The 23,686-nt window shown below is 71.1% G+C and carries 19 protein-coding genes and 1 tRNA gene; 10 read left to right on the top strand and 10 right to left on the bottom strand.

Annotated features, from left to right (window positions below):
- Window positions 1-17: 17 nt before the first annotated feature.
- Entirely contained in the window at window positions 18-1,232 is a 1,215-nt protein-coding gene (locus ACQP00_RS47045) for a DUF1254 domain-containing protein (RefSeq protein WP_433210192.1), read from the bottom strand.
- Window positions 1,233-1,304: 72 nt separating this feature from the next.
- Window positions 1,305-3,569, bottom strand: coding sequence for an ATP-dependent helicase HrpB (gene hrpB, locus ACQP00_RS47040; protein WP_433210190.1), 2,265 nt, complete (start codon window positions 3,567-3,569; stop codon window positions 1,305-1,307).
- Between the two features lie 26 nt (window positions 3,570-3,595).
- Here hrpB and ACQP00_RS47035 point away from each other — a divergent pair, with 26 nt between their 5' ends.
- Entirely contained in the window at window positions 3,596-4,390 is a 795-nt protein-coding gene (locus ACQP00_RS47035; protein ID WP_433210188.1) for an Fpg/Nei family DNA glycosylase, read from the top strand.
- Between the two features lie 96 nt (window positions 4,391-4,486).
- Here the strand turns inward: ACQP00_RS47035 and ACQP00_RS47030 are convergent, their stop codons facing one another.
- Entirely contained in the window at window positions 4,487-7,231 is a 2,745-nt protein-coding gene (locus ACQP00_RS47030) for a CHAT domain-containing protein (RefSeq protein WP_433210186.1), read from the bottom strand.
- 108 nt (window positions 7,232-7,339) lie between these two features.
- Here ACQP00_RS47030 and ACQP00_RS47025 point away from each other — a divergent pair, with 108 nt between their 5' ends.
- Genes ACQP00_RS47025 through ACQP00_RS47015 form a run of 3 tightly spaced genes read left to right on the top strand, consistent with a single transcriptional unit; the run spans window position 7,340 to window position 9,640 of the window.
- On the top strand, window positions 7,340-8,662 hold the full coding sequence (locus tag ACQP00_RS47025) for a S8/S53 family peptidase (protein ID WP_433210184.1): 1,323 nt from the start codon (window positions 7,340-7,342) through the stop codon (window positions 8,660-8,662).
- Entirely contained in the window at window positions 8,652-9,215 is a 564-nt protein-coding gene (locus ACQP00_RS47020) for an RNA polymerase sigma factor (protein WP_433210182.1), read from the top strand. Before ACQP00_RS47025 ends, ACQP00_RS47020 begins: the two co-directional genes overlap by 11 nt.
- Window positions 9,212-9,640, top strand: coding sequence for a hypothetical protein (locus ACQP00_RS47015; RefSeq protein ID WP_433210180.1), 429 nt, complete (start codon window positions 9,212-9,214; stop codon window positions 9,638-9,640). The genes ACQP00_RS47020 and ACQP00_RS47015 overlap by 4 nt, the downstream gene beginning before the upstream one ends.
- Before the next feature lie 60 nt (window positions 9,641-9,700).
- Here the strand turns inward: ACQP00_RS47015 and ACQP00_RS47010 are convergent, their stop codons facing one another.
- Window positions 9,701-11,404 carry a ricin-type beta-trefoil lectin domain protein gene (locus ACQP00_RS47010; protein WP_433210178.1) on the bottom strand — a complete coding sequence of 568 codons (1,704 nt, stop codon included), beginning with the start codon at window positions 11,402-11,404 and terminating at the stop codon, window positions 9,701-9,703.
- A 290-nt stretch (window positions 11,405-11,694) separates the two neighbouring features.
- Here ACQP00_RS47010 and ACQP00_RS47005 point away from each other — a divergent pair, with 290 nt between their 5' ends.
- Genes ACQP00_RS47005 through ACQP00_RS46995 form a run of 3 tightly spaced genes read left to right on the top strand, consistent with a single transcriptional unit; the run spans window position 11,695 to window position 14,786 of the window.
- Entirely contained in the window at window positions 11,695-12,681 is a 987-nt protein-coding gene (locus ACQP00_RS47005) for a glycosyltransferase family 2 protein (RefSeq protein WP_433210176.1), read from the top strand.
- 48 nt (window positions 12,682-12,729) lie between these two features.
- Entirely contained in the window at window positions 12,730-14,001 is a 1,272-nt protein-coding gene (locus tag ACQP00_RS47000; protein ID WP_433210174.1) for a mannosyltransferase family protein, read from the top strand.
- 32 nt (window positions 14,002-14,033) lie between these two features.
- On the top strand, window positions 14,034-14,786 hold the full coding sequence (locus ACQP00_RS46995; RefSeq protein WP_433210172.1) for a hypothetical protein: 753 nt from the start codon (window positions 14,034-14,036) through the stop codon (window positions 14,784-14,786).
- 144 nt (window positions 14,787-14,930) lie between these two features.
- Here the strand turns inward: ACQP00_RS46995 and ACQP00_RS46990 are convergent, their stop codons facing one another.
- The 6 genes from ACQP00_RS46990 to ACQP00_RS46965 form a co-directional block, all read right to left on the bottom strand.
- The gene (locus ACQP00_RS46990) at window positions 14,931-17,786 is read right to left on the bottom strand and encodes a hypothetical protein (protein WP_433210170.1); all 2,856 of its coding nucleotides are present in this window, start codon (window positions 17,784-17,786) and stop codon (window positions 14,931-14,933) included.
- A 144-nt stretch (window positions 17,787-17,930) separates the two neighbouring features.
- Window positions 17,931-18,209 carry a GIY-YIG nuclease family protein gene (locus ACQP00_RS46985; protein WP_433210168.1) on the bottom strand — a complete coding sequence of 93 codons (279 nt, stop codon included), beginning with the start codon at window positions 18,207-18,209 and terminating at the stop codon, window positions 17,931-17,933.
- Complete coding sequence (locus ACQP00_RS46980) at window positions 18,206-18,319, bottom strand: DUF4041 domain-containing protein (protein WP_433210166.1); 114 nt, start codon at window positions 18,317-18,319, stop codon at window positions 18,206-18,208. The genes ACQP00_RS46985 and ACQP00_RS46980 overlap by 4 nt, the downstream gene beginning before the upstream one ends.
- A gap of 351 nt (window positions 18,320-18,670) precedes the next feature.
- Window positions 18,671-18,743, bottom strand: a tRNA-Lys gene (locus ACQP00_RS46975).
- Between the two features lie 79 nt (window positions 18,744-18,822).
- The gene (locus ACQP00_RS46970) at window positions 18,823-18,984 is read right to left on the bottom strand and encodes a hypothetical protein (protein WP_433051120.1); all 162 of its coding nucleotides are present in this window, start codon (window positions 18,982-18,984) and stop codon (window positions 18,823-18,825) included.
- Between the two features lie 49 nt (window positions 18,985-19,033).
- Window positions 19,034-20,011 carry a LacI family DNA-binding transcriptional regulator gene (locus tag ACQP00_RS46965; RefSeq protein WP_433210164.1) on the bottom strand — a complete coding sequence of 326 codons (978 nt, stop codon included), beginning with the start codon at window positions 20,009-20,011 and terminating at the stop codon, window positions 19,034-19,036.
- A gap of 270 nt (window positions 20,012-20,281) precedes the next feature.
- Here ACQP00_RS46965 and ACQP00_RS46960 point away from each other — a divergent pair, with 270 nt between their 5' ends.
- The 3 genes from ACQP00_RS46960 to ACQP00_RS46950 all read left to right on the top strand — a co-directional run bounded on the left by ACQP00_RS46960 (window position 20,282) and on the right by ACQP00_RS46950 (window position 23,618).
- The gene (locus ACQP00_RS46960) at window positions 20,282-21,619 is read left to right on the top strand and encodes an ABC transporter substrate-binding protein (protein ID WP_433210162.1); all 1,338 of its coding nucleotides are present in this window, start codon (window positions 20,282-20,284) and stop codon (window positions 21,617-21,619) included.
- Between the two features lie 68 nt (window positions 21,620-21,687).
- The gene (locus ACQP00_RS46955; protein ID WP_433210160.1) at window positions 21,688-22,674 is read left to right on the top strand and encodes a carbohydrate ABC transporter permease; all 987 of its coding nucleotides are present in this window, start codon (window positions 21,688-21,690) and stop codon (window positions 22,672-22,674) included.
- 80 nt (window positions 22,675-22,754) lie between these two features.
- Window positions 22,755-23,618 carry a carbohydrate ABC transporter permease gene (locus tag ACQP00_RS46950; protein ID WP_433224241.1) on the top strand — a complete coding sequence of 288 codons (864 nt, stop codon included), beginning with the start codon at window positions 22,755-22,757 and terminating at the stop codon, window positions 23,616-23,618.
- The last annotated feature ends 68 nt before the right edge of the window (window positions 23,619-23,686 follow it).

Genomic DNA, 23,686 nt, shown 5'->3' with positions numbered 1-23,686 from the left:
CGTTGTACGCCATCTGTTCATTGACCCGGCAGATCCAATTTCTCTACCGGCGGCAGCTGGAGTATCGGCTCGGCCGGCGCGTACACCCGCAAGATCAGGTGAAACTCGCCCGCGGGGGTCCGCAGCCAGGGCCCGTCGCGCTCCGGCCGCTCGGACCCGATGTGGATCGGGCCGTCGCCGTCGACCGGGATCGAGTCGACCAGGTGCGCGTCCGCGCCGTAGGTGGCCAGCGTGCACGCCGCGGCGGGCAGGGGGGACAGCGGCAGGGTGTACTCGCCGTCGCCCGTCAGCCGCGCGCCCGCGCCGTCCTTGTGCACCGCCGGGTACAGCGCCTCGTACGCGTGGTTGCCCCACAGCCGGGTGCGGGCCGCGACCGCGCGCGCCAGGTGGGCCGAGTCGCGGTCCGGCAGGGTCCACTGCGGAGCGTCGACGGTGCCGAGCTCGAAGTAGTCCAGGTTGTAGTCGAACGCGTGGGCGTCGTTGGTCCAGCCGTTGACCGGCGCGGCGTGCGCGGTCGTGGCCGCCTCTTCGAGCGCCTCGCGGCCGCGGTCCAGCCCCTCGCGCAGGGCCAGCCTCAGGTCGCGCGGGATCGTCGGGTACGGCGAGTTCCCGCCCTCGAACAGCCCCAGCGGGCCGAATCGCCGCTGGTAGCGCCGCTCGGCCGGGGACGGCGGGAACGCGGCCAGGCCCCGGCGCAACGCCTCCAGGAAGATCAGGTCGTCGGGCACCCCCGGCTGCGGCGCGGGCAGGCCGTCGAGGGGCACCTGGGGGTACATCCGCTGTAGTTGCAACCCGTCCTGCAGCTCGTGCACGCCGGGACCCGCGGCGAACCGCGCGATGAGTGTGGCGATCATCGTGGGCACCCGGATCACCTCGGCCGCGGGCGCCTCCCGGCCGGCCCACCCGGGCGGCACGAGCAGGTATTCGCGCGGCTCGTCGCCGGTGGTGCGGCTGCCGACGTACGCGAAGTTGTCCGTCCACGCGTCGACGAACTGCACGACGTGGTACCGGCCGTCGGTGGCCGGAACGCGCAGCCAGATCGGACCGCCGGACAGGTCGAGCTGGGCGGTCGAATAGAGCAGGTCGGGATTGGCGTGTGCGGTGCCGGGCACGGTGCGCTGGTGCGTCCATGCGTTGAAGACGGATGCGGTGCTGACGGCGTGCAGGTCCTGGAGCAGGGGGTAGCCGTAGCCGTACGCCTCGGCGGCCAGCGCGGGCAGGTCGTCTCTCATACGCAGCCTCCCTCGTCCTGCTCCAAGCGTCCGTGGCGGTTGGAGCGGCACCGGGTGAGGCGGGGGGTGAGCTCAGCGCCGCGGCTTGGCCCGTTTCGTTGCGGGCGCTGTGGTCGGGTCATCGGGCCAAGGGTGGCGGGGGTAGCGGCCGCGGAGCTCGGCGCGGACCTGGAGGTAGCCGGTGCGCCAGAAGGAGGCCAGGTCACGCGTCACCGCGACCGGGCGTCCGGCCGGCGACAGCAGGTGCAGGAGCACCGGACGGCCGCCGACCACAGGTGTCGTGGGCAGGCCGAACATCTCCTGGACCTTGACCGCGAGCACCGGACCTTCCGGGTCGGCGTAGTCGAGCTTGATCGTCGAGCCGCTGGGGACCGGCAGCCGCTCGGGCGCGAGCTTGTCGAGATCCTTCGCGGCGGGCCACGGGAGGATGGCCTGCAGGGCGGTGTGCACGTCGGCACCGTCCACCATGGACTCGATCAGCGCCGCGTCGCTGACGTCGGGCCACGGCGCGCCGATCGTGCGGTGCAGGAACGCGAGGCGATGGCGGAGCGGTGTCCACGGGATCCGCAGGTTCGCCCGCCGCGCGGCCGCGAGCACTTCGGCCGGGGGTGCGCCGACCTTCTTGCGGGACAGCACGATCGCGCCCAGGCGCTCGATTCTCTCGATGCCGGCCGTGCTTGCCTCATCCACTGTGGACAACAACGCCGCCGCGACCTCGCGGGCGATGTCCTCGTCGATCGCGGCGGCCAGGCGGATGCGCGCGTTGACGCGTCCGGACGGGCGGTCGGCGGCCGCGATGGCGAGCCATGGGTGGCCCTGCAGCGGAGACCCGGGCGCGAGCTCGGCCTCGGTGCCGCTCGCCATGAGGTAGGCGTCGCGGCGGCGCCGGGCGATGCGCTCCGGGTACGCGAGGCCGGCGATGACCCCCGCGGCCCGGTCGGCGTTCGTGGTGCGCTCGACCGGGTTTTCGATCATCCGGTACAGCAGGGCGGCCTCGCGGCGCCAGCGGTCGGTCGTGCGCCGTACCGCCGCGACGTCATCCGACGCGAAGGAGTCCTCGGCGAGCACGGCCACCACCTCGGCGGCGTTGCGGGCGCCCACGATCGGCGCCCCGTCCAGCAGCGCGCGGGCCAGCCGCGGGTGCGCACCCACGCGCGCGATCCGCCGCCCCCGCGCGGTCGCCCGCCCGTCCCCGTCGATCGCCCCGAGCGCGGTCAGGGTCTGCTCCGCGACGCTCATCGCGGCCGCCGGCGGCTCGTCGGGCAGCGCCAGGCCCCGCCCGCCCGGGCTGCCCCAGCAGGCGAGCGCCAGCGCGAAGCCGGTGAGCTCGGCCGTGCGGACCTCGGGCTCGGGCTGGGCCGGGAGCCGCTCGTCGTCGGCCGGGCTCCAGCACTTGTACACCACGCCGGCCCCCTCCCGCGCGGCTCGCCCGGCCCGCTGCACCGTGCTCGCCTTCGCCGCGCGGACGGTCTGCAGGGAGCCGAGCCCGCGCGCGAGGTCGATGCGCGGCACGCGGGCCAGCCCGGAGTCGACCACGACGCGCACGCCGGGCACCGTGAGGCTGCTCTCGGCCACCGCGGTCGCCACGATCACCCGGCGCGTCGTGCGCTGCAGCGCGCGGTCCTGATCCTCGGCGGGCAGCCGCCCGTGCAGCGGCAGGCTCGGAATGCCGGGCAGGTTGCGGCGCACCCGCTCGATCTCGGCGACGCCCGGGACGAAGACGAGGATGTCGTGCTCGGTCTCGGCCCAGGCCTGCCGCACGACCTGCGCGACGTGTTCCATGGTGAGCGGGGGACGCTTGGGCGGTACCCACCGGATCTCGATCGGGAAGAGGGGACTCTCGACCTCGATCAGCTCCGCCCCGGGCAGCGTCTTGCCGGGCGTCGCGGTGGCCGCGAGCAGGCCGAGGTCGGGCCGGATGGCGTCGCGCGTCTCGAGCAGGAACGCGGTGGCCAGGTCGGTGTCGAGGTGGCGCTCGTGGCACTCGTCGAGCATCACGACGTCGACGCCGGGCAGTTCCGGATCGGCGAGCAGGCGCTGCACGAGCAGCCCGGTCGTGACCACCTCGATCCGGGTCGCGCGGCTGACCTTGCGATCGCCGCGGACGGAGTACCCGACGCTCTGCCCGACCCGCTCGCCGCGCAACTCGGCCATCCGCTGCGCGGCCGCGCGGGCGGCGATGCGCCGCGGCTCGGCCACGACGACCGTCTCCCGGTCGAAATGCAGCGGCACGAGCGTCGTCTTGCCGGTCCCGGGCGGCGCCACGAGGACGGTCGGCGTGCGGCGGACCGACGCGACGACTTCGTCCAGCACACGGGTGACCGGCAGCGATTCCACGAAGACCATCTTGTACCGTCGCCTGGATGCCCGAACTGCCAGAGGTCGAGTCGGCCCGCACGGTCCTGGAGCGCTACGCCTTGGACCGCGAGATCGTCGACGTCGACGACACCGACACGTGGGTCTGCCGCCCGCACGCACCCGGCTCGATCCGCGCGGCGTTGCTGGGCCGGAAGCTGACCGCCGCCAACCGCCGCGGCAAGAGCATGTGGCTCGACACCACGGGCCCGACGCTCGGCATCCACCTGGGCATGTCCGGCAAAATGGTCTTCGTCGACGAGTCCAGCGCCGAACACGACGGCGGCGACTACTGGCAGCGCGGCCGCGCGCCGGGCGATCACCGCTTCACCCGCTTCGAGCTCTCCTTCCGCGACGGTACGTCCCTGATGCTGGTCGACCCGCGCCGCCTCGGCCGCGTCCGCCTCGACCCGCCGGTGGAGCACCTCGGCCCGGACGCGCGCGACATCACCCCGGCCCAGTTCCGCGCGGCCCTGTCCCGCGGGACGGCGCCGGTGAAGGCGCGTCTGCTGGACCAGGAGGCGCTGGCCGGCGTGGGCAATCTGCTGGCCGACCAGATCCTCTGGCTGGCCAAGGTCAACCCGTCCCGCCCGGTGTCCGCGCTCACCCGGCCGGACCTGGACCGCCTGCAGCGCGCTACGCGCAGGTCGGTGGACGCGGCGATCGCGGAGGGGGGCGTGCATACGTTGTCGGTCGTGCCGTACCGCCGCGAGGGCGCGCTCTGCCCCCGCTGCCACACCGAGATGCGCCGAGCCACGGTGGGCGGCCGCACGACCTGGTTCTGCCCGCGCGAACAGGTCTGAGCGGGCCGTTTCTGCGCGAGCCGATTTTGCGCGTGGTTTGCTCAGGCCGCGCGGGTGGTTTTGGGTGGTTTTGCCGCGCGGCCGCGCGTGGCTTGCTCAGGCGGCGCCGATGGCAGTGAACGCGCAGGCCGTGGCGGTGGCGAGCGGGTCGCCGGACGCGTCCGCGCGCATCGCGCACAGGGCTTCGGCCGGGCACAGGCCCGCGCGGAGGCCGCGGTGGAGCGTCTGCATGAGCCCGGCGGTGACCTCGTCGTCGACGGGCACGACGCTGGCCACGATCGCCGCGGTGCCGAGTGGTAGCAGCGCCGCGGCCAGGCCGAGCAGCTCGTCGGCGCCCGACGGGGCCAGTCGGGCCGAGTCGCAGGCGGAGAGCACGAGACGGTACGGCGCGGCGGGCATCCGCTCGAAGTCGTGCACGGTCAGCGGCCCGTCGTGCAGGTGCAGCGCCGAGAACAGCGGGCTGTCCGCGCGGAAGGTCCCGTGCGCGGCGATGTGCGCGAGCCGGCTGCCCCCGAGCGCGTCGAGCACCCGCGCGGCCGTGGCGCGTGCGGCGTCGAGGACCGTCGGCTGGTCGTACAGCTTGGCGATCGCCGCCACCTCCTGCGGCCCGGCGGCCAGGTCGGGGCCGGAGACCAGGACCACGGTGCTGTTCGCGGGTTCGGGCACCGCGCGGGCGCGCAGCCACGACCGGGCCGAGGGGGCGACGCTCAGCGGCAACGGCCGCAGCGCCGGCAGCAGCGCCCAGGGCATCGCGTGCATCCACGCGGGCGGGACGATCACCACCGGCCCGTCGCCGAGCTGCCGGGCGACGGGGCCGAGGAGCAGCTCCTGGAGCCGCCGGCCGTGCACGGCCCGGCCCCCGAGCGCCATCCTGCGCAGCCCGGCCTGGGCGAACTCCAGCTCGGCGGCGACCTCGGCGGTCCTCCCGGCGGCGAATCGACGGATGCGGCCGCGGTGGCAGAGCAGGACGTACAAGCGGCCATCGACGTCCACCAGTTCAGCCATCCGGGTGTCGCCCAGCGCCTCGAGCAACTGGGGGACGAGGAGCCGCTCGGGCGCGCCGCCGTTTCCGGGCTGCCGCATCTCCCGCGCGCGGATGCGGCGTTCGAGCGCGAGCTGAGCCCGGCGCAGGTGCGGCGCGGCCTGCCCGGCGGCCTCGGTCTCGGCGACACGGCTCGTCACGCCGCGGTACCGCACGAGCTCCGCCCGCAACCCCGCATCCGGCCCACCCCGCGCGGCCGGCACCGCGAGCGCGATGGCCCGCCAACGCTCACACCACTCCAGAAGCCGCCGCGCCCCACCCGCGCGCAGACTCGTCCGGAGCGCGACCGCGGCGAGCTCGCTCCCGCGCGCGGTGGACTGCGCGCGCAGCTCCGATCCGCCGAGGCTGAGCTGATGCCTGGCCAGCACGTCAAGGCCGCGCCGGCAGGCTTCGAGGGTACGCTGCGGATTGCCGGCCGCCTCCGCGCGCAGGGCCTCGGCCAGCCAGCCGGTCGCCCGCACCAACGCCGAACCTCGAGCCCGATCCCGCGCCGCCACCGCGAGATGTGCATCGGCCCGCGCCAGCCACCCAACAGCCCGCCCCCACGCACGATCGACCGCCCGCGCGTTCCCCGCAGCGATCGTGGGCCGGCCGGGGGCAAGGGCGTTGCCCGCGGCAGTCGTGGGGCGGCCGAGGGCCAGGGCGGCGCGGCCGGCCAGCAGGTGGGCCTGGCCCGATTCCGGCGAGCCCAGTTCCTCCAGGCGCCGGGCGATCCGCCCGGCCTCGGCGACAAGGCGGGACAGCCCGGGCGTGGCAGGCGAGGGCGCAGGCGCGTCGGGAGACGGGGGACGATGCGCGGCGAAGCGGCTCTGCAGCAGCACCAGCCGCGAGTGAACCGCCCACCAGTCGCGGCCCTGGGCGGCGAACAAGCGGCCCGCCGCCGACGCGCGGGCGCGGGCGGTGTCAGGGTCGGACGCGGCCAGCGCCGCCCGGCCCGCGACCAGCAGCAGCTCCGCCTTGCGCGTGGCCTGGCCGCGGAGGGAGTCCAGCTCCCGCACCCCCGCGTCCGCGACCTCCAACGCCTCCCGCGCCAACCCCGCGGTCAGCAGCACGCCGCAGCGGTCCACCGTGAGGTCCGGAGCCGGCGTCCCCAGCCGGCGGTACCGCCCGGCCGCGTCGTCGAGGTGGGCCAGCGCGGCGGGCAGGTCGCCCGCCCGGAAGGCGACCAGCCCACGGTTGTGCACGGCCACGGCGACGTCGTGGTCCTGCTCCGTGGTGGCGAACAAGCGCTCGGCCACGCCCAGGTCGTCCTCCGCCGCCGCGGCCGCGCCCTGGGACAGCCGGATCAACGCGCGCAGCGTCAGAGCGCGCGCCGTCCAGATCGGGTCGTCCGCGCGGCGCAGCAACGGCAGCGCGCGGCGCAGGTCGGCCGAAGCTGCGGCGTGCCGGCCGAGGACCCACAGCGCGCGGGCGCGGCGGAACCGGGCCCGGGCCGCGTCCGCGCCCGTGGCCAGGCGTACCGCGGCGTCCAGGCGGGACAGTCCCGCGCGGGTGCGGCCGGCGTGGATCAACGCCACGCCCAGAGCGGCCAGCGCGTCGGCCTCGCGGGGCGCGGACGCGGCGCGGCGGGCCAGGCGCACGGCCAGCCGCAGCTCGCCGACCGCCGCCGCGGCGTCGCCGAAGTCGCGTTCGACCAGGCCGATCACCTGGTGGGCGATCGAGGCGTCGTGGGGCGACGGGTGAGCAGCCAGGATGCGGCGGGCGGCGGCCAGGGCCTCGCGCGGGCGCGCGAAGACCAGCGGCAGTAACTGGGCCGGACCGCCGCCGAGATCGGACGCGCGTCTGATGCGATCCGGCATCCGCCGATGCTATTGCTAGGGGCGCGGGGCTTGTATCAGGCGGACATCCGAACCATCACCTCGGTGGAACAGCGTTTGCTCTGGAGGAACTCGAGGAAGGGCCCACCAATGGCGCGTCCCTTGCACGATCCGCAGCAGAGGTTCTGGGAACAGGTCGAGGGAATCCGCGACCAGTACGGCGCCGCCGCCATCGGGCCGCCGGAGGCCGGGGCGACGCCGCGGTACCTCATGGAGCCCGGGCACGTCCTCGCGCGCAAAGGGCCGGGCGAGGAGGCCGTCCGGGCGCGACTCGCCGTGCGCGACGAGGAGGTGCGCGAGGCGCACGGCGTCGTGCGGTTCCCGGTGCCCGGGGACGTGTCGGAGTTCGCCCGCACGAACACCGAAACGCGCCCGAATCACCTGGTCACCATCACGCCGGTGAACAGTTGCCCGGCGGATGAGCCGACGATCCCGCCGTACAACCGGAGCAGACCCCTCGCGTTGACGCCGCAGCGGCATCCGGACGAGTCGGCCGGGCAGGGTGTCGAGGTGCTGGTCGTCGACACCGGGCTGGTGCCGCAGTATCAGGAGTTCGACACCCTGCGCGGGACGACCGGCCTGCCGCGCGACACGCCGTCGCCGGGCGTCATCACGCAGTACTACGGGCACGGCACGTTCATCGCCGGCGTCCTCAAGAACACGGCGCCCGGCGTCGACCTGAGGGTGTGGAACCACCTGCAGCACGCGGGCACGATCTGCGAGTTCGATCTGGGGCGGATCCTGCTCGACGCGCTGCCCTCGGACGGCACGCCGTGGCCGGCGATCATCAGCCTGTCCGCCGGGGCGCCCAGCATGGACGACGCGCCGCTGCTCGGGCTCGAGAAGTTCGTGCGCACGCTCGTCGACGAGCATCCGGAGACGGTACTGGTGGCCGCCGCCGGCAACGACGGCGAGCCCGAGCAGCCGTTCTGGCCGGCCGCGCTCGCGCACGAGTACGCCGACTCGCGGGCGATCGTGGCCGTCGGCGCGCTGCGCGAGGACCTGGCCGGGCGCGCGTGCTTCTCGAACTGCGGCGAATGGGTGAGCGTGTACGCACCCGGCGAGCGGCTGACGAACACGTTCGCCTACGGCACCTACAAGAACGTGCACGGCGCGACGCGCGACTGCCGCTACCACCCCGGCTACGACCCGCTCTACCGCGGCTGCACGTGCGTCACCGCGGGCGCGCAGGGCGAGGAGGTGACCTTCCACGGGTACGGCGTGTGGAGCGGCACCTCGTTCGCCACCCCGATCGTCGCCGGGCGGATCGCGCGCTGCATGGACCTCGATCGCAAATGGACGTCGCGCGAGGCGGCGCGGTACCTGCTCAGCCGGCGGGTCCATACGATCACCGACGCCGCGGACGGACGCCCGCTGCCCGTGCTCTTCGACAAGGACGGCGATGGAGCCTGACGACACCGGTGCGCTCGTGACCGCCGCCGCGCACGGCGACCGCACGGCCTGGAGCGCGCTCGTGGACCGCTTCGGCCGGCTGGTGTGGGCGGTGGCCCGCGCGCACCAGCTGGAGCGGGCCGATGCCGAGGAGGTGTACCAGATGACCTGGCTGCGCCTCACCGAGCACATCGATCGCCTGAAGCAGCCCGAGCGCGTCGCGGCGTGGCTCGCGACCACCGCACGCAACGAGTCGCTCATGGTGATCCGCGCCGGTGGGCGGCTGACGGTGACGAGCGATCCGTGGCTGCTCGACCGGGGTACCGAGGAATCGTCCCCGGAACGCGCACTGCTCGACGCCGAGGAGGCCGCGGACGACGCGCGGCGCATCCGGCGCGTCTGGGCGGCGTTCGACCGGTTGCCGGACCGCTGCCAGCAGCTCCTGCGCCTGCTCGTGACGACGCCGCGGCCGAGCTACGCGGAGATCGGCGAGCTGCTGGGCATCCCGGTCGGCAGCATCGGCCCCAACCGCGCCCGCTGCCTGGACCGCCTCCGCGCGCAGGTGGCCGCGTGATGGACGACGACGACCTCGAACGCGACCTCGCGCGGGCGCTGGACGCCCACGACCCGGTGCCGTCCCACCTGGACCTTCCGCTGCTCGCCGCGTTCGACGCGCGCGTGGACGCGGAGCTCGCGGCGCTGGTCTTCGACTCCCTGACCACCACCACGACGCGCGGCGCCGGCGGCCCCCGCGCGCTGACGTTCGAGGGCACCGGCCTGGCCATCGAGGCCGAACTCTCCCCGGAGCGCCGCCTGGTGGTGCGTCTGGAACCGCAGAAGCCCACGTTGTACGAGCTGTGGTCGGGCGGGACCCGCCACTCCGGCCGCTCGGACGCGCTGGGCCGCTTCGCCCTCACGATCCCGTCGGCGGGCCCGTTCCGGCTCCGCTGCGAGCAGGACGACGCGCCGCCGGTGATCACACCCTGGCTGTCGGCCTGAATCGGCCTGACGACGCGCGCCGGGGTCGTTGAGCCGGAACCCCGACGCGCGCCGAACCGATCAGGCCTTGCGGAAGGACTGCGCGCCGCTGCCGTTGCAGTCCCAGATCTGCAGCCGCGTCCCGTTGCCGGTGTTGCCGTTCGGGGAGTCCAGGCACCGGCCGGACTGCGGGTTGCGCAGCGTGCCGTTGCCCCCGTCGACCCACACCTGGGCCGCGTTACCGGTGCAGTCGTGCAGCTGCAGGACGGTACCGTTGCCGGTTCCTCCACCCGCGATGTCCAAGCACCGGCCGAGCGACGTCAGCGCGGATCCGTTCCATTTCCAGTTCTGGTCCCGCGACTGGTCCTGGCAGTCCCACAGCTGCACGGCCGCGCCGTCGCCGGCCGAGTCGTCACCGGCCACGTCGACGCACTTGCCGCCCGGGCCGACGACGATCGAAGCGCCCGAGTTGTACGGGAAGGCCTGCGCGCCGCTGCCGTTGCAGTCCCAGATCTGCAGGCGGGTCCCGTTGCCCGTCGCGCCCGAGGGCGAGTCGAGGCACCGGCCGGAGCCCGTGTTCACGAGCGTGCCGCTGGGCGTCGTGCGCCACTGCTGCGCGCCGCTGCCGTTGCAGTCCCACAGCTGGAGCTTCGCGCCGCCGGCCGTGCTGCCGCCGGTGACGTCCAGGCAGCGGCCGAGCGTCTGCACCGAGCCGTTGTTCTTGAGCAGCCAGTGCTGGTCCTTGGCGCCTGCCTGGCAGTCCCAGAGCTGGACCGCCGCGCCGTTGCCGCCGGTGTCGTCGCCGGAGACGTCCATGCACTTGCCGCCGGGACCGAGCACGTTGTACCCCGCGCCGGTGCCACCGCCGCCGCCACCCGGGCCCTTGTTGTACACGGCGACGGAGTCGATGACCATCGAGGCGCCGGACACGGTCGAGGCGTAGGGGCCGCCGCCGAACGCGTCGGGGAAGCCGCCGCCGATGGCCAGGTCGTAGATGATGAAGAACGGGTGGTCGACCGCGTTCGACCAGGTGGTGGCGTCGACCTGGTTGGCGTTGAGGGTGAAGAAGTTGCCGCCGTCGAAGTAGAAGCGGATCTGTTCGGGCGCGACCGAGCGGTCCACCTCGACCGCGTAGTCGTGGAACCCGGTCTGACAGCCGGGGCACGCGCGCTCGCCGCTGCCCAGGCCGGTGCTCTCGTTGCAGGGCCCGCCCGGGTTCACGCCGCAGTGCAGCGTGCTGAACAGCGAGCTACGCCCGTTGATGTCCTCCATGATGTCGATCTCGCCGGAGCCCGGCCACGGCACGCCGGCCCGCAGCGGGGCGCCGAGCATCCAGAAGGCGGGCCAGTAGCCGGCGCCGTTCGCCGTGTTGACGTTCGGCTGCTGCAGCCGCGACTCCACCCGCATGACGCCGCCCGGCGCCGCGCCGAACGTGGCCGCCTGCGTCTCGATGCGCCCCGAGGTCCAACCGGCGCGCGGGTCGGAGCCGCTGTGCAGGGCGGTGAGCAGCAGATGGCCAGCGCCGTCATAGTGCACGTTGGCGGTACTGCTGGTCATGGTCTCGATCTCGCCGGTGCCGAAGGTCGAACCGGGCCCGGTGTCGTACTTCCAGATGCCCTGATCGACGCCCGTCCCGGCGGCGCCGTTGAAGTCGTCACTCCACGTGAGCGTGAAACCGGACGGCGGTGGGTTGATGGCGGCACCCGCGGGCGCGGTGATCGCGGCGGCCACGATCGGCACGGCCACGGCGACGACCGCGAGAGCCACTTGCAGTCTTCTGCGCATCGGCTGACCTTTCTCGTACTGTCAGCTTTGTTTACAGTTGGCGCGACCGTGAGTCAATTGTTGTCGATATGTTGTTTGATAGTTGCATTCGCTTGTTCGATCGCCGGTTTCGCTGCACAGACGGCCGATGGCATGTCGGCATTTGTCCGCGGATGCACGGATATCTGGAGGGTCCGGCCCGACCCCGTCCGTGTGTATAGTGACCGGGCGCCGGTGACGCATTGCAACGGCGTTCGGCCTGGATGGGGGGAGTGCGGGCAGTGGTACCAGCACCCGTTTTGTCCGTCGTGATGCCCGTCTACAACGAAGAGGCGGTCCTCTTCCTGACCGCGGACCGGCTACGCCGCGTCATGGACGGCCTGGGCGAGACGTACGAGGTCATCCTCGTCGACGACGGCAGCCAGGACCACTCCAACGAGATCATCCGGGTGCTGCAGACGAGCTGGCCGCAGCTGCGCCTGATCCAGCTGCAGCGCAACTCCGGGCACCAGGCGGCGCTCGCGGCCGGCCTGCAGCGGGCGGCCGGGCAGTACGTCGTCAGCATCGACGCCGACCTGCAGGACCCGCCCGAGACGATCCCCGAGATGCTCGCGCTGGCCCGCACCAAGGACGTGCACGTCGTCTACGGGGTCCGCTCCGACCGCACGACGGACGCCTTCTTCAAGAAGACCACCGCCGGCCTGTACTACCGGATGATGCGCCGCTACGTGGGCAGCTGGGTGCCCGCGCAGGCCGGCGACTTCCGCCTGATGAGCCGTGACGTCGTCGACGCCCTGAACGAACTGCCCGAGCAGAAGCCGGTGTACCGCCTGGTCGTCCCGGCGCTCGGCTTCAGCAGCGGCGAGGTGCCGTACGTGCGGGCGGAGCGGGCTGCCGGCAGTACCAAATATCCATTGAGCAAGATGGTCGCGCTGGCCGTCGACAGCCTCACCCGCTTCTCCGCCATGCCGCTGCGCATCGCGACCTGGCTCGGCGCCTTCGGGTTCGTGGCCTGCCTGGCCCTTGTCGTGTACTGCATCGTCGGCTTCGCCCGCGGCGTCACGGTCCCCGGATGGACCTCGATGTTCCTGGCCGTGCTGCTGATCGGCGCGATCCAGCTGGTGTGCATCGGCCTGCTCGGCGAGTACATCGCCCGCATCTACGCCCATCTGTTGAACCGGCCCACCTTCCGGATCGCGTACGATTCGGACGCCCAGCCGGCCGCGGAGCCCACCACCGTCCCGGCCCAGCGGGTCCAGCCCGACCACGACAAGCAGGTCGAAACGCTGGTCGGCTGACAGGGTCCCGGGTCCGGATTGTCGTTCGAAACGATCGGTACGTCGTCAATGGTGCTGTCACAGGAAGTCGGCGGATCCCCGTCCGCGGACGGCGGCGAGCCGTCCCCGGCCGCGACCGAGCCCGAGGAGCAGCCCGCCGAGCGCGGCCGCTGGTCCCGCGCCTGGCGCATCGGCGCGCTCTACTGGCTGATCTGCCACGTGGGCTATCTCGCCGTCCAGTTCATCGCCCTGCGCTTCGTGCCGGTGACCCCTGGCAACGGCCGCGGCTGGCTCTCCCAGGTCATCAACAACTGGGTGCAGTGGGACGGCCGCAACTACGTCCACATCGCCAACTTCGGCTACCCGATCGTGGACGACCCCGGCTTCAAGACCGTGGACTCGAGCTATCCGGTCTGGCCGCCGTTGTACCCCGCGCTGGTCCGACTGGCCTCGTACGTCCTACCGAGCGACATGTCCTTCGCCGCCCTCGTGGTCAGCAACCTGGCGGCGCTGGGCATGCTCGTCGTGCTGTACCGCTGGGCCGAACACGAACTGGGTCCGAAGCTTTCCGAGCGCACCCTGCTGATGCTCATCGCCTTCCCGACCGCGTTCTTCCTGGCCACCGCGTACACGGAAGCGCTCTTCCTGTTCCTGACCTTCGCCGCCCTCTACTGCGCCCGCCGCGACCACTGGTGGGCCGCAGGCCTACTGGCCGGCGCAGCCAGCGCAACCCGGGTCCTGGGCGTCCTCATCGTATTCGCCTTCGCCTATGAATATCTGCGCCAGCGCAACTTCAACTGGCGCCGAATCCGCTTCAACGTCCTGGGCGTGGCCCTGGCCCCGTCCGGCCTGATCCTGTACATGGCGTACCTCTGGCAGCGCTTCGGCAACCCCATGCAGTTCCGCGACGCCCAGTCCTTCTGGGGCCGCGGCGGCATGCACGCTCCGTGGACCACAATCTCCCACGCGCTGCGGGGCATAAGCCTTTCCCAGAACCCCAACGGTGCGGTACTGAACCTGCTCGACCTGGCCGCCTGCATCCTGGGCGTCGCTTTCCTGGTGCTGTGCTTCGTCGGGCCTTGGCGCTTGCGCCGCGACCAGTTCTACCTGATCCTGGCGGGCGCACTGCCGTTCCTGGTCGCCCTCCTGCAACCGGTGAACATCGACAGCGGCACGCCGATGCAGTCGTTGAACCGCTACGTGCTGGCGCTGTTCCCCATGTTCTTCGTGATGGCGAAAATGGCGAGCAACAGATTCGTCGAAAAGTTCATTCTGTTCGCAGCGCTGCCCCTGCAAACCGGCCTCATCATGCTCTACATCTCCGGCCAGTGGGCCGGCTGACACTTCGCACGTCCCCGATGGTGACATCCCCGATGGCGGCGTCGTTGTGGTGGCGCATCGGCGTACCGGCCGTGGGCCTGGCTGTTGCCCTCGCCGTGGGGTGGCGGCTGTCCTCGAGCGTCACGGTGCTCATCGTCGTCTGCGCGTGGCTGCCGCTCGCCGTGTTCTGCCTTCTCGCACCGCGCAACCTTGTGGCGCTACCCATCGCGGTTGTCCTGCTGGCCGCGATCGGTGCGCTCTGGTGGATTCTGCCGGGCCGCCCCGGCGATCGGACTGCGGCTGGTTGGACCCTGCTGTGGTACCCGTGCCTCGGCGGACTGGCCCTGCTGGCCGCGAGCCTGCCGTTCCGGCGGCGGCGGGTGAGCGCACCTGTGGTCGCCGCGGCCCTGTTCGTGCTGGGCTGTTTCGGCGGCGGCCTCTCCTACGACCAGCCGGGCGTGCCCTCGGCGGACGAGCTGTTCCCGCTTCCGGCCGGCTTGGAGGCGACCACCGCCGCGGGCCCGGACGGCGCGAACGGCTGCGACCAGACCGGCCACGCCTGCTGGACGTACTACCGCATCACCGGCGACAACGGCGAGTCGACGACGGCCCTCACCGAGCTCCTGCACCGGCACCTGCGCGAGGGGAGGGGCTGGGACGAAGCCGATTGCCGGCCGATCCACCGATTCGGCCGCCCGACGCGGATCGACCTCTGCATCACGGTGACCAGCGACCCGACGAGCACCGCCGACCACCCGGCCGTCGGCGTCGAGTTGTCCACGTCAAAGCTCCGTCGCGCCCCGTGACCGCCGCCCACGCGGGCCGTCTTCCCGAGCCGGTGCTCGACGGCCGCGGCGGAAGAGGCGTTGGGCCTCTCCCGCCGCGGGGTGGAGCGGTTCAGGTGTCGAGCGCGTCAGCGCCGTTCCCGGAGTCGTTTGCGGCGAGCCGGGTCAGGAGTTGACCAGGATGTCGTAGTAGCGGATCTCCGTCGCCGTCCCGGCGGCCGTGTGGCCGATGACCGTCAGGCGGTGGACGCCGCCGGTCGCCGGGGTGTAGGTGGTGGTGGCCCGGCCCTGAGAATCGACCGGGACGGTGACGGGCTGGGCGTCGTCGAAGGTGAAGTCGAACGACGTCACGCCCTCCATGCCGCCGCCGGCGGTGAAGTGGCCTTCCACGCCCACGGCGCCGGACCAGACGCCGATGGGGAACTCCGTGGAGGCGACGAACGGCAGCGTGCCGACCTGGAAGCGGAACTCCCGCGGGGAGGACAGCTCGCCGGCGGCGGTGCGGCCGCGGACCACCAGGACGTTGAGGCCGGTGCGGTCCGGGACGATCGTCACGGTGGTGCCGAAACCGTCGGAGACCGCCGGTGCGACGACCTCCGCCCCGCCGTTGAGGGTGTAGACGTACTCCACCGTCTCCGGCACGTACTCGGTGCGGAAGGTGACGGTGCCGGGGACACCCAGGCCGCCGGTCGTCCAGTACTCGCTGTAGGACGAGTACACCTCGACGCCGGTGAGGCGCAGGTTGGTGTAGAAGCTGCGCTCGGGCGACTCGGTGCCGTCGGCGGCCACGCTGGTGGCGCGGATCGACAGCGACGTGCTGTCCGAGGGGATGTAGGTGAAGCTCGCCGTGCCGTCGGCGGCCGCGGCCACCGTCTCCGACGGACCTCCGTTGACCGAGTAGTGGAACTCCTTCGGGCCCGGCCGGACCGAGGTCAGCTTCACCGTCACCGGGTGGCCCATCGCACCGGGCGACGGGTCGGTGGAGATGAGCGGCGCCTCGTACGGCTGCCACGTGAACGTCGCCGCCGGTGAACGACCGCCACCGGGCAGCAGCGCCTGCGCGACGACCGTATTGTCCCCGAGCCGCGGGGTCACCGAGACGACGGTGCCGTACCACGGGCCGGTCACGGTCTGCTCGGTCCCGCCGTTGAAGGTGTAGACGAAGCCCGTCACGTCGGTCATCTGACTGGACAGCCGCAGCTCGAGAGGCTTGCCCGGGGCGTCGGTGCGGGTCGTGGTCTGCAGCTCCTGCGCCCAGATCTGCGGCTTCGGGTCGATGATGTTGAACTGGTAGTAGTTCTCCTGCGACAACGCTCCGCCGGCCCCGATCGAGCGGACCGTCAGATAGGTCCAGCCCGGCGGGTCGGCCGTCCAGCGCAGCGTCGCCACGCCGTCCGCGCCCGCCGCGATGCGCTGCTCCCCGCTGCCGAAGTCGTAGGCGTAACCGACGACGCCGGCGCTGCGCGGCTTGAACGTGAACGTGCCGGTCTCGCCGGCGAGCGCGTCGCGCTCCAGGTTGAACTCCGCGGAGGAGACGTCCGGCGCGTCGGAGACCTGGACGTCGATCGACTTCTCCCCGAGCAGCTTGCCGGCGGCGTTGTAGCTGCGCAGGAAGACCTTGACGTAGCCGGTGGCCGGGAAGACGATCTGCCCGGTCGCGCCGGTGCCGGACGCGTTGGGGACGCGGGTCTCCGAGCCGCCCTGCACCTGGTACCCGAAGGTGGCGGCGCTGCCGTACAGCGTGATCGTGCTCGGCAGCCCGACCCCGGCCACGTCGACGGTGGCCTCGGGCGCGGTCGATGCCACCCAGAACCGGTACTCCGTCGTGGCGCCGTAATTGCCGGCCGAATCGATCGATTGCACGGAAAGCGACTGTGGCCCGCTGCGGGTCGGTGTGTACTCCATGACCGCCCGGCCCTGCCGCGCGTCGACGCGGCCGCTGAGCCCCTGCCAGTCGCGCCAGACGAACGCCGCGACGTCGGCCTCGCCGGCCGCGTCGAGCCGGAAACGGCCCTTGATGCCCTGGCCGCCGGTCGCCACCGCACCGGTCGGGTAGAGCTTCGAGGCGACCACCGGGGGCGTGGCCGGGCCCTGCTTGTCGATGCGGATGTAGCAGGTCTTGGACCAGGGGCCGTAATCGGTGTAGTCGTAGCCGTGTGCCTGCCAGGCCACGACCGTGCCGTCGGCATAGTCGCTCAGGTCGACGCTGTCATACGCGATGCCGCGCTCCTTGCGCTGCTCCGGGTGGTCGATCGGCCAGGTCGCGACGCTGACCGAGACGAAGTCGCCGTCGGCGTCGGCCTTGTCGACCGTCAGCGCGTCCGACGCCCGGGCCGGGCTCGGCTTCTGCGGCGTGCCGCAGGGGCGGTCCGGATAGCGCAGCCGCGGGTTGCTCACGACCGGCGGGTGGTTGCTGGTCGAGCTCAACGTCGGCGCCTGGATCGTGCGACCGAGGTGGACGTCGGTCTCCTGGGCGGCGGCGACGCGATACTCGAAGGTGACGGTCTTGTCCCCTCGGGCGATCGCGGCGTTGAGCTGGTCGACCATGTCACGGCCCAGGTAGCTCGGGCACGACCAGCTGCCGCTGCCGACCTCGGCGGCGAAGAGCCGCTCGAGTTCCTTCGGCGAATTCTTCCAGGAGGTGTTGTCCCGCACCGGCGCGGTGCGCCACAGCTCGACCGTGGCCGCCTTCGTGCAGTCGGTGACGTGGTCCTCGTAGGTGTACAGGTAGGAGCTGTGGACGACCTGGCCCTTGAGGCCACTGAGGTCGAACGTGAAGTAGGAGCGGTAGGTGTGCGACTTGCCGGCCGCGTCGGCGATGGTGCCCACCGGCGGCGGCACGGTGGCGTCGACGAACTTGGCCTTGGGGCTCGCCGAGTCGAGGTACGTCCAGCTCAGCCTGGGCAGGTTGACGGACTGCCAGCCGGCGGCGGCGGGCTGCCCGGTGGCGAACAGGGCCGCGCTCGCCGCGACAGCCGTGGCGAGCAACCCCGCCAGGCTGGAACGGATGGTGGGTCTCATGGGTGGTCCTCCCCGTGTCCGCGGCCGCGTGGCCGCGTTACAGGGGGATCGTAGGCCGGGGGTACGACAGGTTTTCTCCCGAGTGTCCAAAGTGGACAAGTTCGCCTAGATGTCCGCAGAAGACGTAACACGCCTGTTGCGCCGTCACCGTACGGCCGGCCACTGCCCCTTGCTCTGGAAGTACTGCGCCGCCTCCGGCTCTTCCACGAACTCCAGCAGCCCGCCCGCCTTCTGCTGCAGGATGTCCCGCACGGCGGTCGGTGTGGCGAAGAAGAACTCGCGGCGCTCATTGACGAAGTTCACCCGGCGGTCGGCAAACGCCTTGTGCAGCTCATGCTCGAGCGCAACGGCGTCGTCCGAGAAGTACAGCGCGTGCACGTCGTACGGAAACGGCACCGAGGCGTCGCCGAGCTCCCGGATCACTCCAGGCGCTTCTTCGCGGTGGTGATGTTGCCTGCCCGAAGCGAGCGGACACAGTTGTCAGCCTCGGCGTTGTAGGCCCGCAACATCAGCTTGGACAGGTCCGCGACCATCTTGCGGCCCTTGGCCAGCGACCGGAGAAGGTGATGGCTGGCGTGCCGCGTGGTGAGATCGCAAAATGGGCGCTACGACAGGCGGGACGCCAGCGAGTCACCGAACTCATTCGGGCGGCCAAGAGCCCCGCCACCGACCGCAGCGACGAAGAGCGTGATCGCGAGCGGCGCGAATCCGGTGTGCCATTCCCGGACTCGCTCGATACATGCAGCAAGCCAACCACAAATGCAACGCAGGAAACGGGCGCAACCCAGATCGGCCGCAACGAAAGCCGCAGCTCGGGAGGGGGTTCGGGTGGAGGCGAAGTCTCCCCCGAAGGGCGAGCGGAGCGAACCCGCAAATAAAAACTGTACGCCGCGTAGGACTTGAACCTACAACCCGCAGATTAAGAGTCTGCTGCTCTGCCAGTTGAGCTAGCGGCGCCTGGCTGAACGGAGGTAACCCTAGCACGCGCCCGCAGGCCCGCAAAAACGAGATACCCCCGTCCAGGGCGTGGCCTCGGTTACTCCTCGTCGTCCTCCCAGAAGAAGTCCGTCTCCGCGGTCTGGGCCGGGTCGGCGGAGAGGTCGTCGGCGAGCAGGTCCGCGTCCGGGGCGGCGAGCTCATCCAGCTCGTCGTCCGGCTGGTCCCAGGTCACGCGCGAATTCGGCATCTCGGCTGTCATCACAACACCCCCGTGCGATGCGTTCGGGAACAACTTGGCGACGCGCGAGCTACCCGGGCCTGCGGGAACTAACCGCGCCCGGGGAATGGTCGCGGACGGGCCAGGTCGAGGCGCGCAGGACCAGGGTGGTCGGCATCAGCAGCTCCTCGGGGGTCCAGGAGCCGGCGGTCATCGCGCGGCGCAGCATGCCGGCCGCCAGGACGCCCTGTTCGAAGACGCGCTGCCGTACCGTCGTCAGGTCCAGCAGCGCGCTCAGCTCGTGGTCGTCGAAGCCGATGACCGAGACGTGCCGGCCCGTGCGGCGCAGCGCGCTCAGGGCGCCGAAGGCCAGCTCGTCCGATTCGGCGAAGACCGCGGTCGGGGGATCGGGCAGGGTGAGCAGGCGACGCATGGCCTGTTCGCCGCCGTCCATGCCGTGCGGGACCGACATGACGAGGTCGTCGTCGACGTCGATGCCGGCGGTGGCCAGGGTCTCGACGTAGGCGCGGCGGCGGGCGTGGGCGACCGGGAGCCACATGTTCTGGTCGTTGAAGGTGGAGATCATCCCGATCCGGCGGTGGCCCAGGGCGAGCAGATGCTGGACCGCGGAGGCGGCTGCGGCCACGTCGTCGATGCGCACGCAGCCGGCGCCCGGGACGTCGTGGCCCACGGCGACGATGGGGACGCCCAGAGATTGCAAGTCGTCGATTTCGGTCGGCGTGAACTGCATGGCGACCGTGAGGACGGCGTCGACCCGGCGGCGGAGCGGGAGGGCGCCGAAGAAGCGCTGCCGGGACGGGATGTCCCCGATGTTGTACAGCAGCAGGTCCAGCGAGTGCTCCCGCAGGACCGACTCGGCGCCGGCGACGATCTGGCCGAAGAACCAGCGCGAGGCGTACGGCACGATCACGCCGACGGTGTGGGTGCGGCCGCTCGCGAGGCGGGAGGCGATCGGCGAGACGACATACGACAGCGACGCCGCGGCCTGCAGCACGCGGTCGCGCGTCTCGTCGGAGACGTTGGGCAGCCCGCGGAGGGTGCGCGACACGGTTGCCGTCGAAACTCCCGCAAGTCGGGCAACGTCCTCCATGCTGACGGGCGCTGGAACGTCAGCCACACGCGAGAGGCTAGGCAACGAGGCGACCCACGGCAATATGTCCGCCGTGTTGCGAACTCGTTATCGATGAAAGGCCGTGAGGGGCTCGACAAACCGACCTTGCAAACGCTTACATCCGAGGAACACCAGGCACACCCCAGCACACCGGGTACGCGGGCGAACCTTGCCCGCGGGACCGGGTATAGCCAAAGGAGGCTAACCATGGCCGTCCTCTCGAGGCGGCGTCGAGCGTTCACGCTCGCCGGTGTGGCCGCGTTGGCCCTCGCCGCGTCCGCCTGCGGCAGTGACAGCGACTCCGGCTCCAACAACGCCGACAAGCCCGAGTGTCAGCCGTACGCCCAGTACCGGGTCGACAAGACCAAGCACGTCTCGATCTACGCGACGATCCGCGACACCGAGGCCGACAAGCTCGAGCAGTCTTGGAAGCAGTTCGAGGACTGCACCAATATCAAGATTGACTACGAGGGCTCCGGCGAGTTCGAGACCCAGATCAAGGTCCGGGCCGACGGCGGCCAGCCGCCGGACATCGCGGTCTTCCCGCAGCCTGGTCTGCTCGCCACGTTCGCCAAGTCCGGCCAGCTCAAGCAACTGCCGGCGCCGGTGCAGGCCAACCTGGACAAGAACTGGTCGAAGGACTGGGCCAAGTACGCGACGGTGGACGGCAAGGTCTACGGCGTGCCGATGGGCGCGAACGTGAAGTCCCTCGTGTGGTACTCGCCCGGCCTGTTCAAGGAGAAGGGCTACAAGGTCCCGACCACGTGGGACGAGATGATCAAGCTGTCCGACACCATCGCGGCCAGCGGCATCCAGGCCTGGTGTGCGGGCATCGAGTCCGGTGACGCGACGGGCTGGCCGGCCACCGACTGGATCGAGGACATCGTCCTGCGCGACCAGGGTCCGGACGTGTACGACCAGTGGGTCAACCACACCATCCCGTTCAACGACCCGAAGATCCTTTCGGCCGCCGAGCGCGCCGCGACGATCCTCAAGAACCCGAAGTACGTTGGCAACCCCAAGACGATCGTGACCACCTCGTTCCAGGAGGGTGGCCTCCCGGTCAAGGACAAGAAGTGCGGCATGCACCGGCAGGCCAACTTCTACTCCAACCAGTGGCCGAAGGGCACCAACGTCGGCCCGGACGGTGACGTCTACGCCTTCTACTTCCCGGCCGTCGACCCCGCCAAGGGCAAGCCGGTTCTGGTCGGTGGCGAGTTCGTCTCCGCGTTCTCGGACCGCGACGAGGTCGTCAAGGTGCAGACCTACCTCGCCTCCGGCGAGTGGGCCAACAGCAAGGCCAAGCTCGGCGACTGGATCTCGGCGAACAAGAGCCTCGACGTGAGTGCCGTGAACGGCACGATCGACAAGCTCTCGGTGCAGATCCTGCAGGACCCGGCCACCGTGGCCCGGTTCGACGGCTCGGACCTGATGCCCGCCCAGGTCGGCTCGAAGTCCTTCTGGACCGGCATGACCGACTGGATCAACGGCACCAAGGACACCAAGGCGACGCTGGACTACATCGAAAGCACCTGGCCGAAATAACCTGAACTGAGGTCCGGGTCCGGCGCCACGCACCACGGCGCCGGACCCGGCTGGTCGGAGGACACCCCATGGATTACGACTTCTCCGAGGACGTCGCCAAGATCTGGCCGGCGCTCATGTTCATGGCCGGTTTCATCGTGGTCGTCGGTGCGCTGCTGTTCGTGCTCGACCTGCTGCCCCGGTGGGGGAGGGGCAAGGAACGGCTGCAGATGGCTGGCTTCCTCGGCCCGGCGCTGGCCCTGCTCGCCCTGGGCCTGGTGTACCCCCTCTTCCGCACCGTGTACCAGTCGTTCTTCGACTCGACCGGTGACGCCTTCATCGGCTTCGAGAACTACACGTGGATCTTCACCAACGACGACACCCTCACGATGCTGCGCAACACGCTCTTCTGGGTGGTGTGCGTCCCGCTGTTCGCCACCGGCTTCGGCCTGCTGTACGCGGTGCTGGTGGACAAGGCCCGCGGCGAGGGCATCGCCAAGTCCCTGATCTTCATGCCGATGGCCATCTCGCTCGTCGGCGCGTCGATCATCTGGAAGTTCATCTACGCCTACCGTGACCCGGGCGTGGAGCAGATCGGCCTGCTCAACCAGATCCTGGTCTGGTTCGGCGCCGAACCCCAGCAGTTCCTGAGCAACGCGCCGGGCAACACGTTCTACATGATCGTGATCCTGATCTGGATCCAGGCCGGCTTCGCGATGGTCATCCTCTCCGCCGCGATCAAGGCCATCCCGGCCGAGATCGTCGAGGCGGCCAAGCTCGACGGGGCCAACCCGTGGCAGATGTTCTGGCGCGTGACGATGCCCAGCATCCGCCCGGCCGTCGTCGTGGTGGTCGTCACCATCACGATCGCCACGCTGAAGGTCTTCGACATCGTCCGGACCATGACCGGCGGCCAGTTCAAGAGCAGCGTGCTCGCCGTGGAGATGTACAACCAGGCGTTCCGCTCCTACGACGACGGCAAGGGCTCCGCGCTCGCCGTCCTGTTGTTCCTGCTGGTCGTGCCGATCGTCATCTACCAGGCCCGGCAACTGCGGCACCGAACGGAGATCCGATGAGCAGCACTGACGCCGTCAGCACCGACGCTGCTGACGTCCCCGAGGCCAGCCCGCTGTACCGGCCCGAGGGCGGCGACACGATGGCGAGCCGGGTCCGGCGCAAGCTCACGTCCCGCGCGGCCAGCGTCGTGTCGATCATCATCGCGCTGCTCTGGACGATTCCCACGTTCGGGTTGTTCGTGTCCTCGCTGCGGCCCGAGGAGGACATCAAGACCACGGGCTGGTGGACGTTCTTCTCGAACCCGAGCCTGACCCTGGACAACTACAACGAGGTCGTCTTCGGTACTTCGGCCAGCTCCGGCCGGCTCGCCAGCTACTTCGTCAACTCGCTGGTCATCACCGTGCCGGCCGTGCTGTTCTCGGTCACCATGGCGGCGATGGCGGCCTACGCGCTGTCGTGGCTGAACTTCCGCGGCCGCGACTGGATCTTCATCGGCGTGTTCGCGCTGCAGATCGTCCCGTTGCAGATGGCCCTGATCCCGATGCTCCAGCTCGTGAAGGGGTACACGGAGTGGGGTGGCGGCTTCTTCGCCGTCTGGTTCGCCCACACCTGCTTCGGCCTGCCGCTGGGCGTGTTCCTGCTGCACAACTTCATGTCCGAACTGCCCAAGGACCTCTTCGAGGCCGCGCGGGTGGACGGGGCGGGACCGGCGATGACCTTCCGGCGGATCGTGTTGCCGCTGGTCACGCCGGCGCTGGCCTCCCTCACCATCTTCCAGTTCCTGTGGATCTGGAATGATCTGCTGGTGGCGCTGGTGTTCACGTCGGGCCAGGGCAACCGCCCGCTGACCGCACGGCTCGCGGAGCTCGCCGGCACCCGGGGCAACGACTGGCAGCGGCTGACCTCCGGCGCGTTCGTGTCGATGATCATCCCGCTGATCGTCTTCCTGTCCCTGCAACGCTATTTCGTACGCGGCCTGCTGGCCGGTGGAGTCAAGGGGTGAGTTCGCTGCTCTGGTGGCGTGATGCCGTGATCTATCAGGTCTACCCGCGCTCGTTCGCCGACGCGGAC

The organism is Dactylosporangium sp. CS-047395 (assembly GCF_050942185.1).
Classification (GTDB): Bacteria; Actinomycetota; Actinomycetes; order Mycobacteriales; family Micromonosporaceae; genus Dactylosporangium.
The sequence above is the reverse complement of the archived record's forward strand: the minus strand, read 5'-3'. Positions and strand labels throughout refer to the sequence as shown.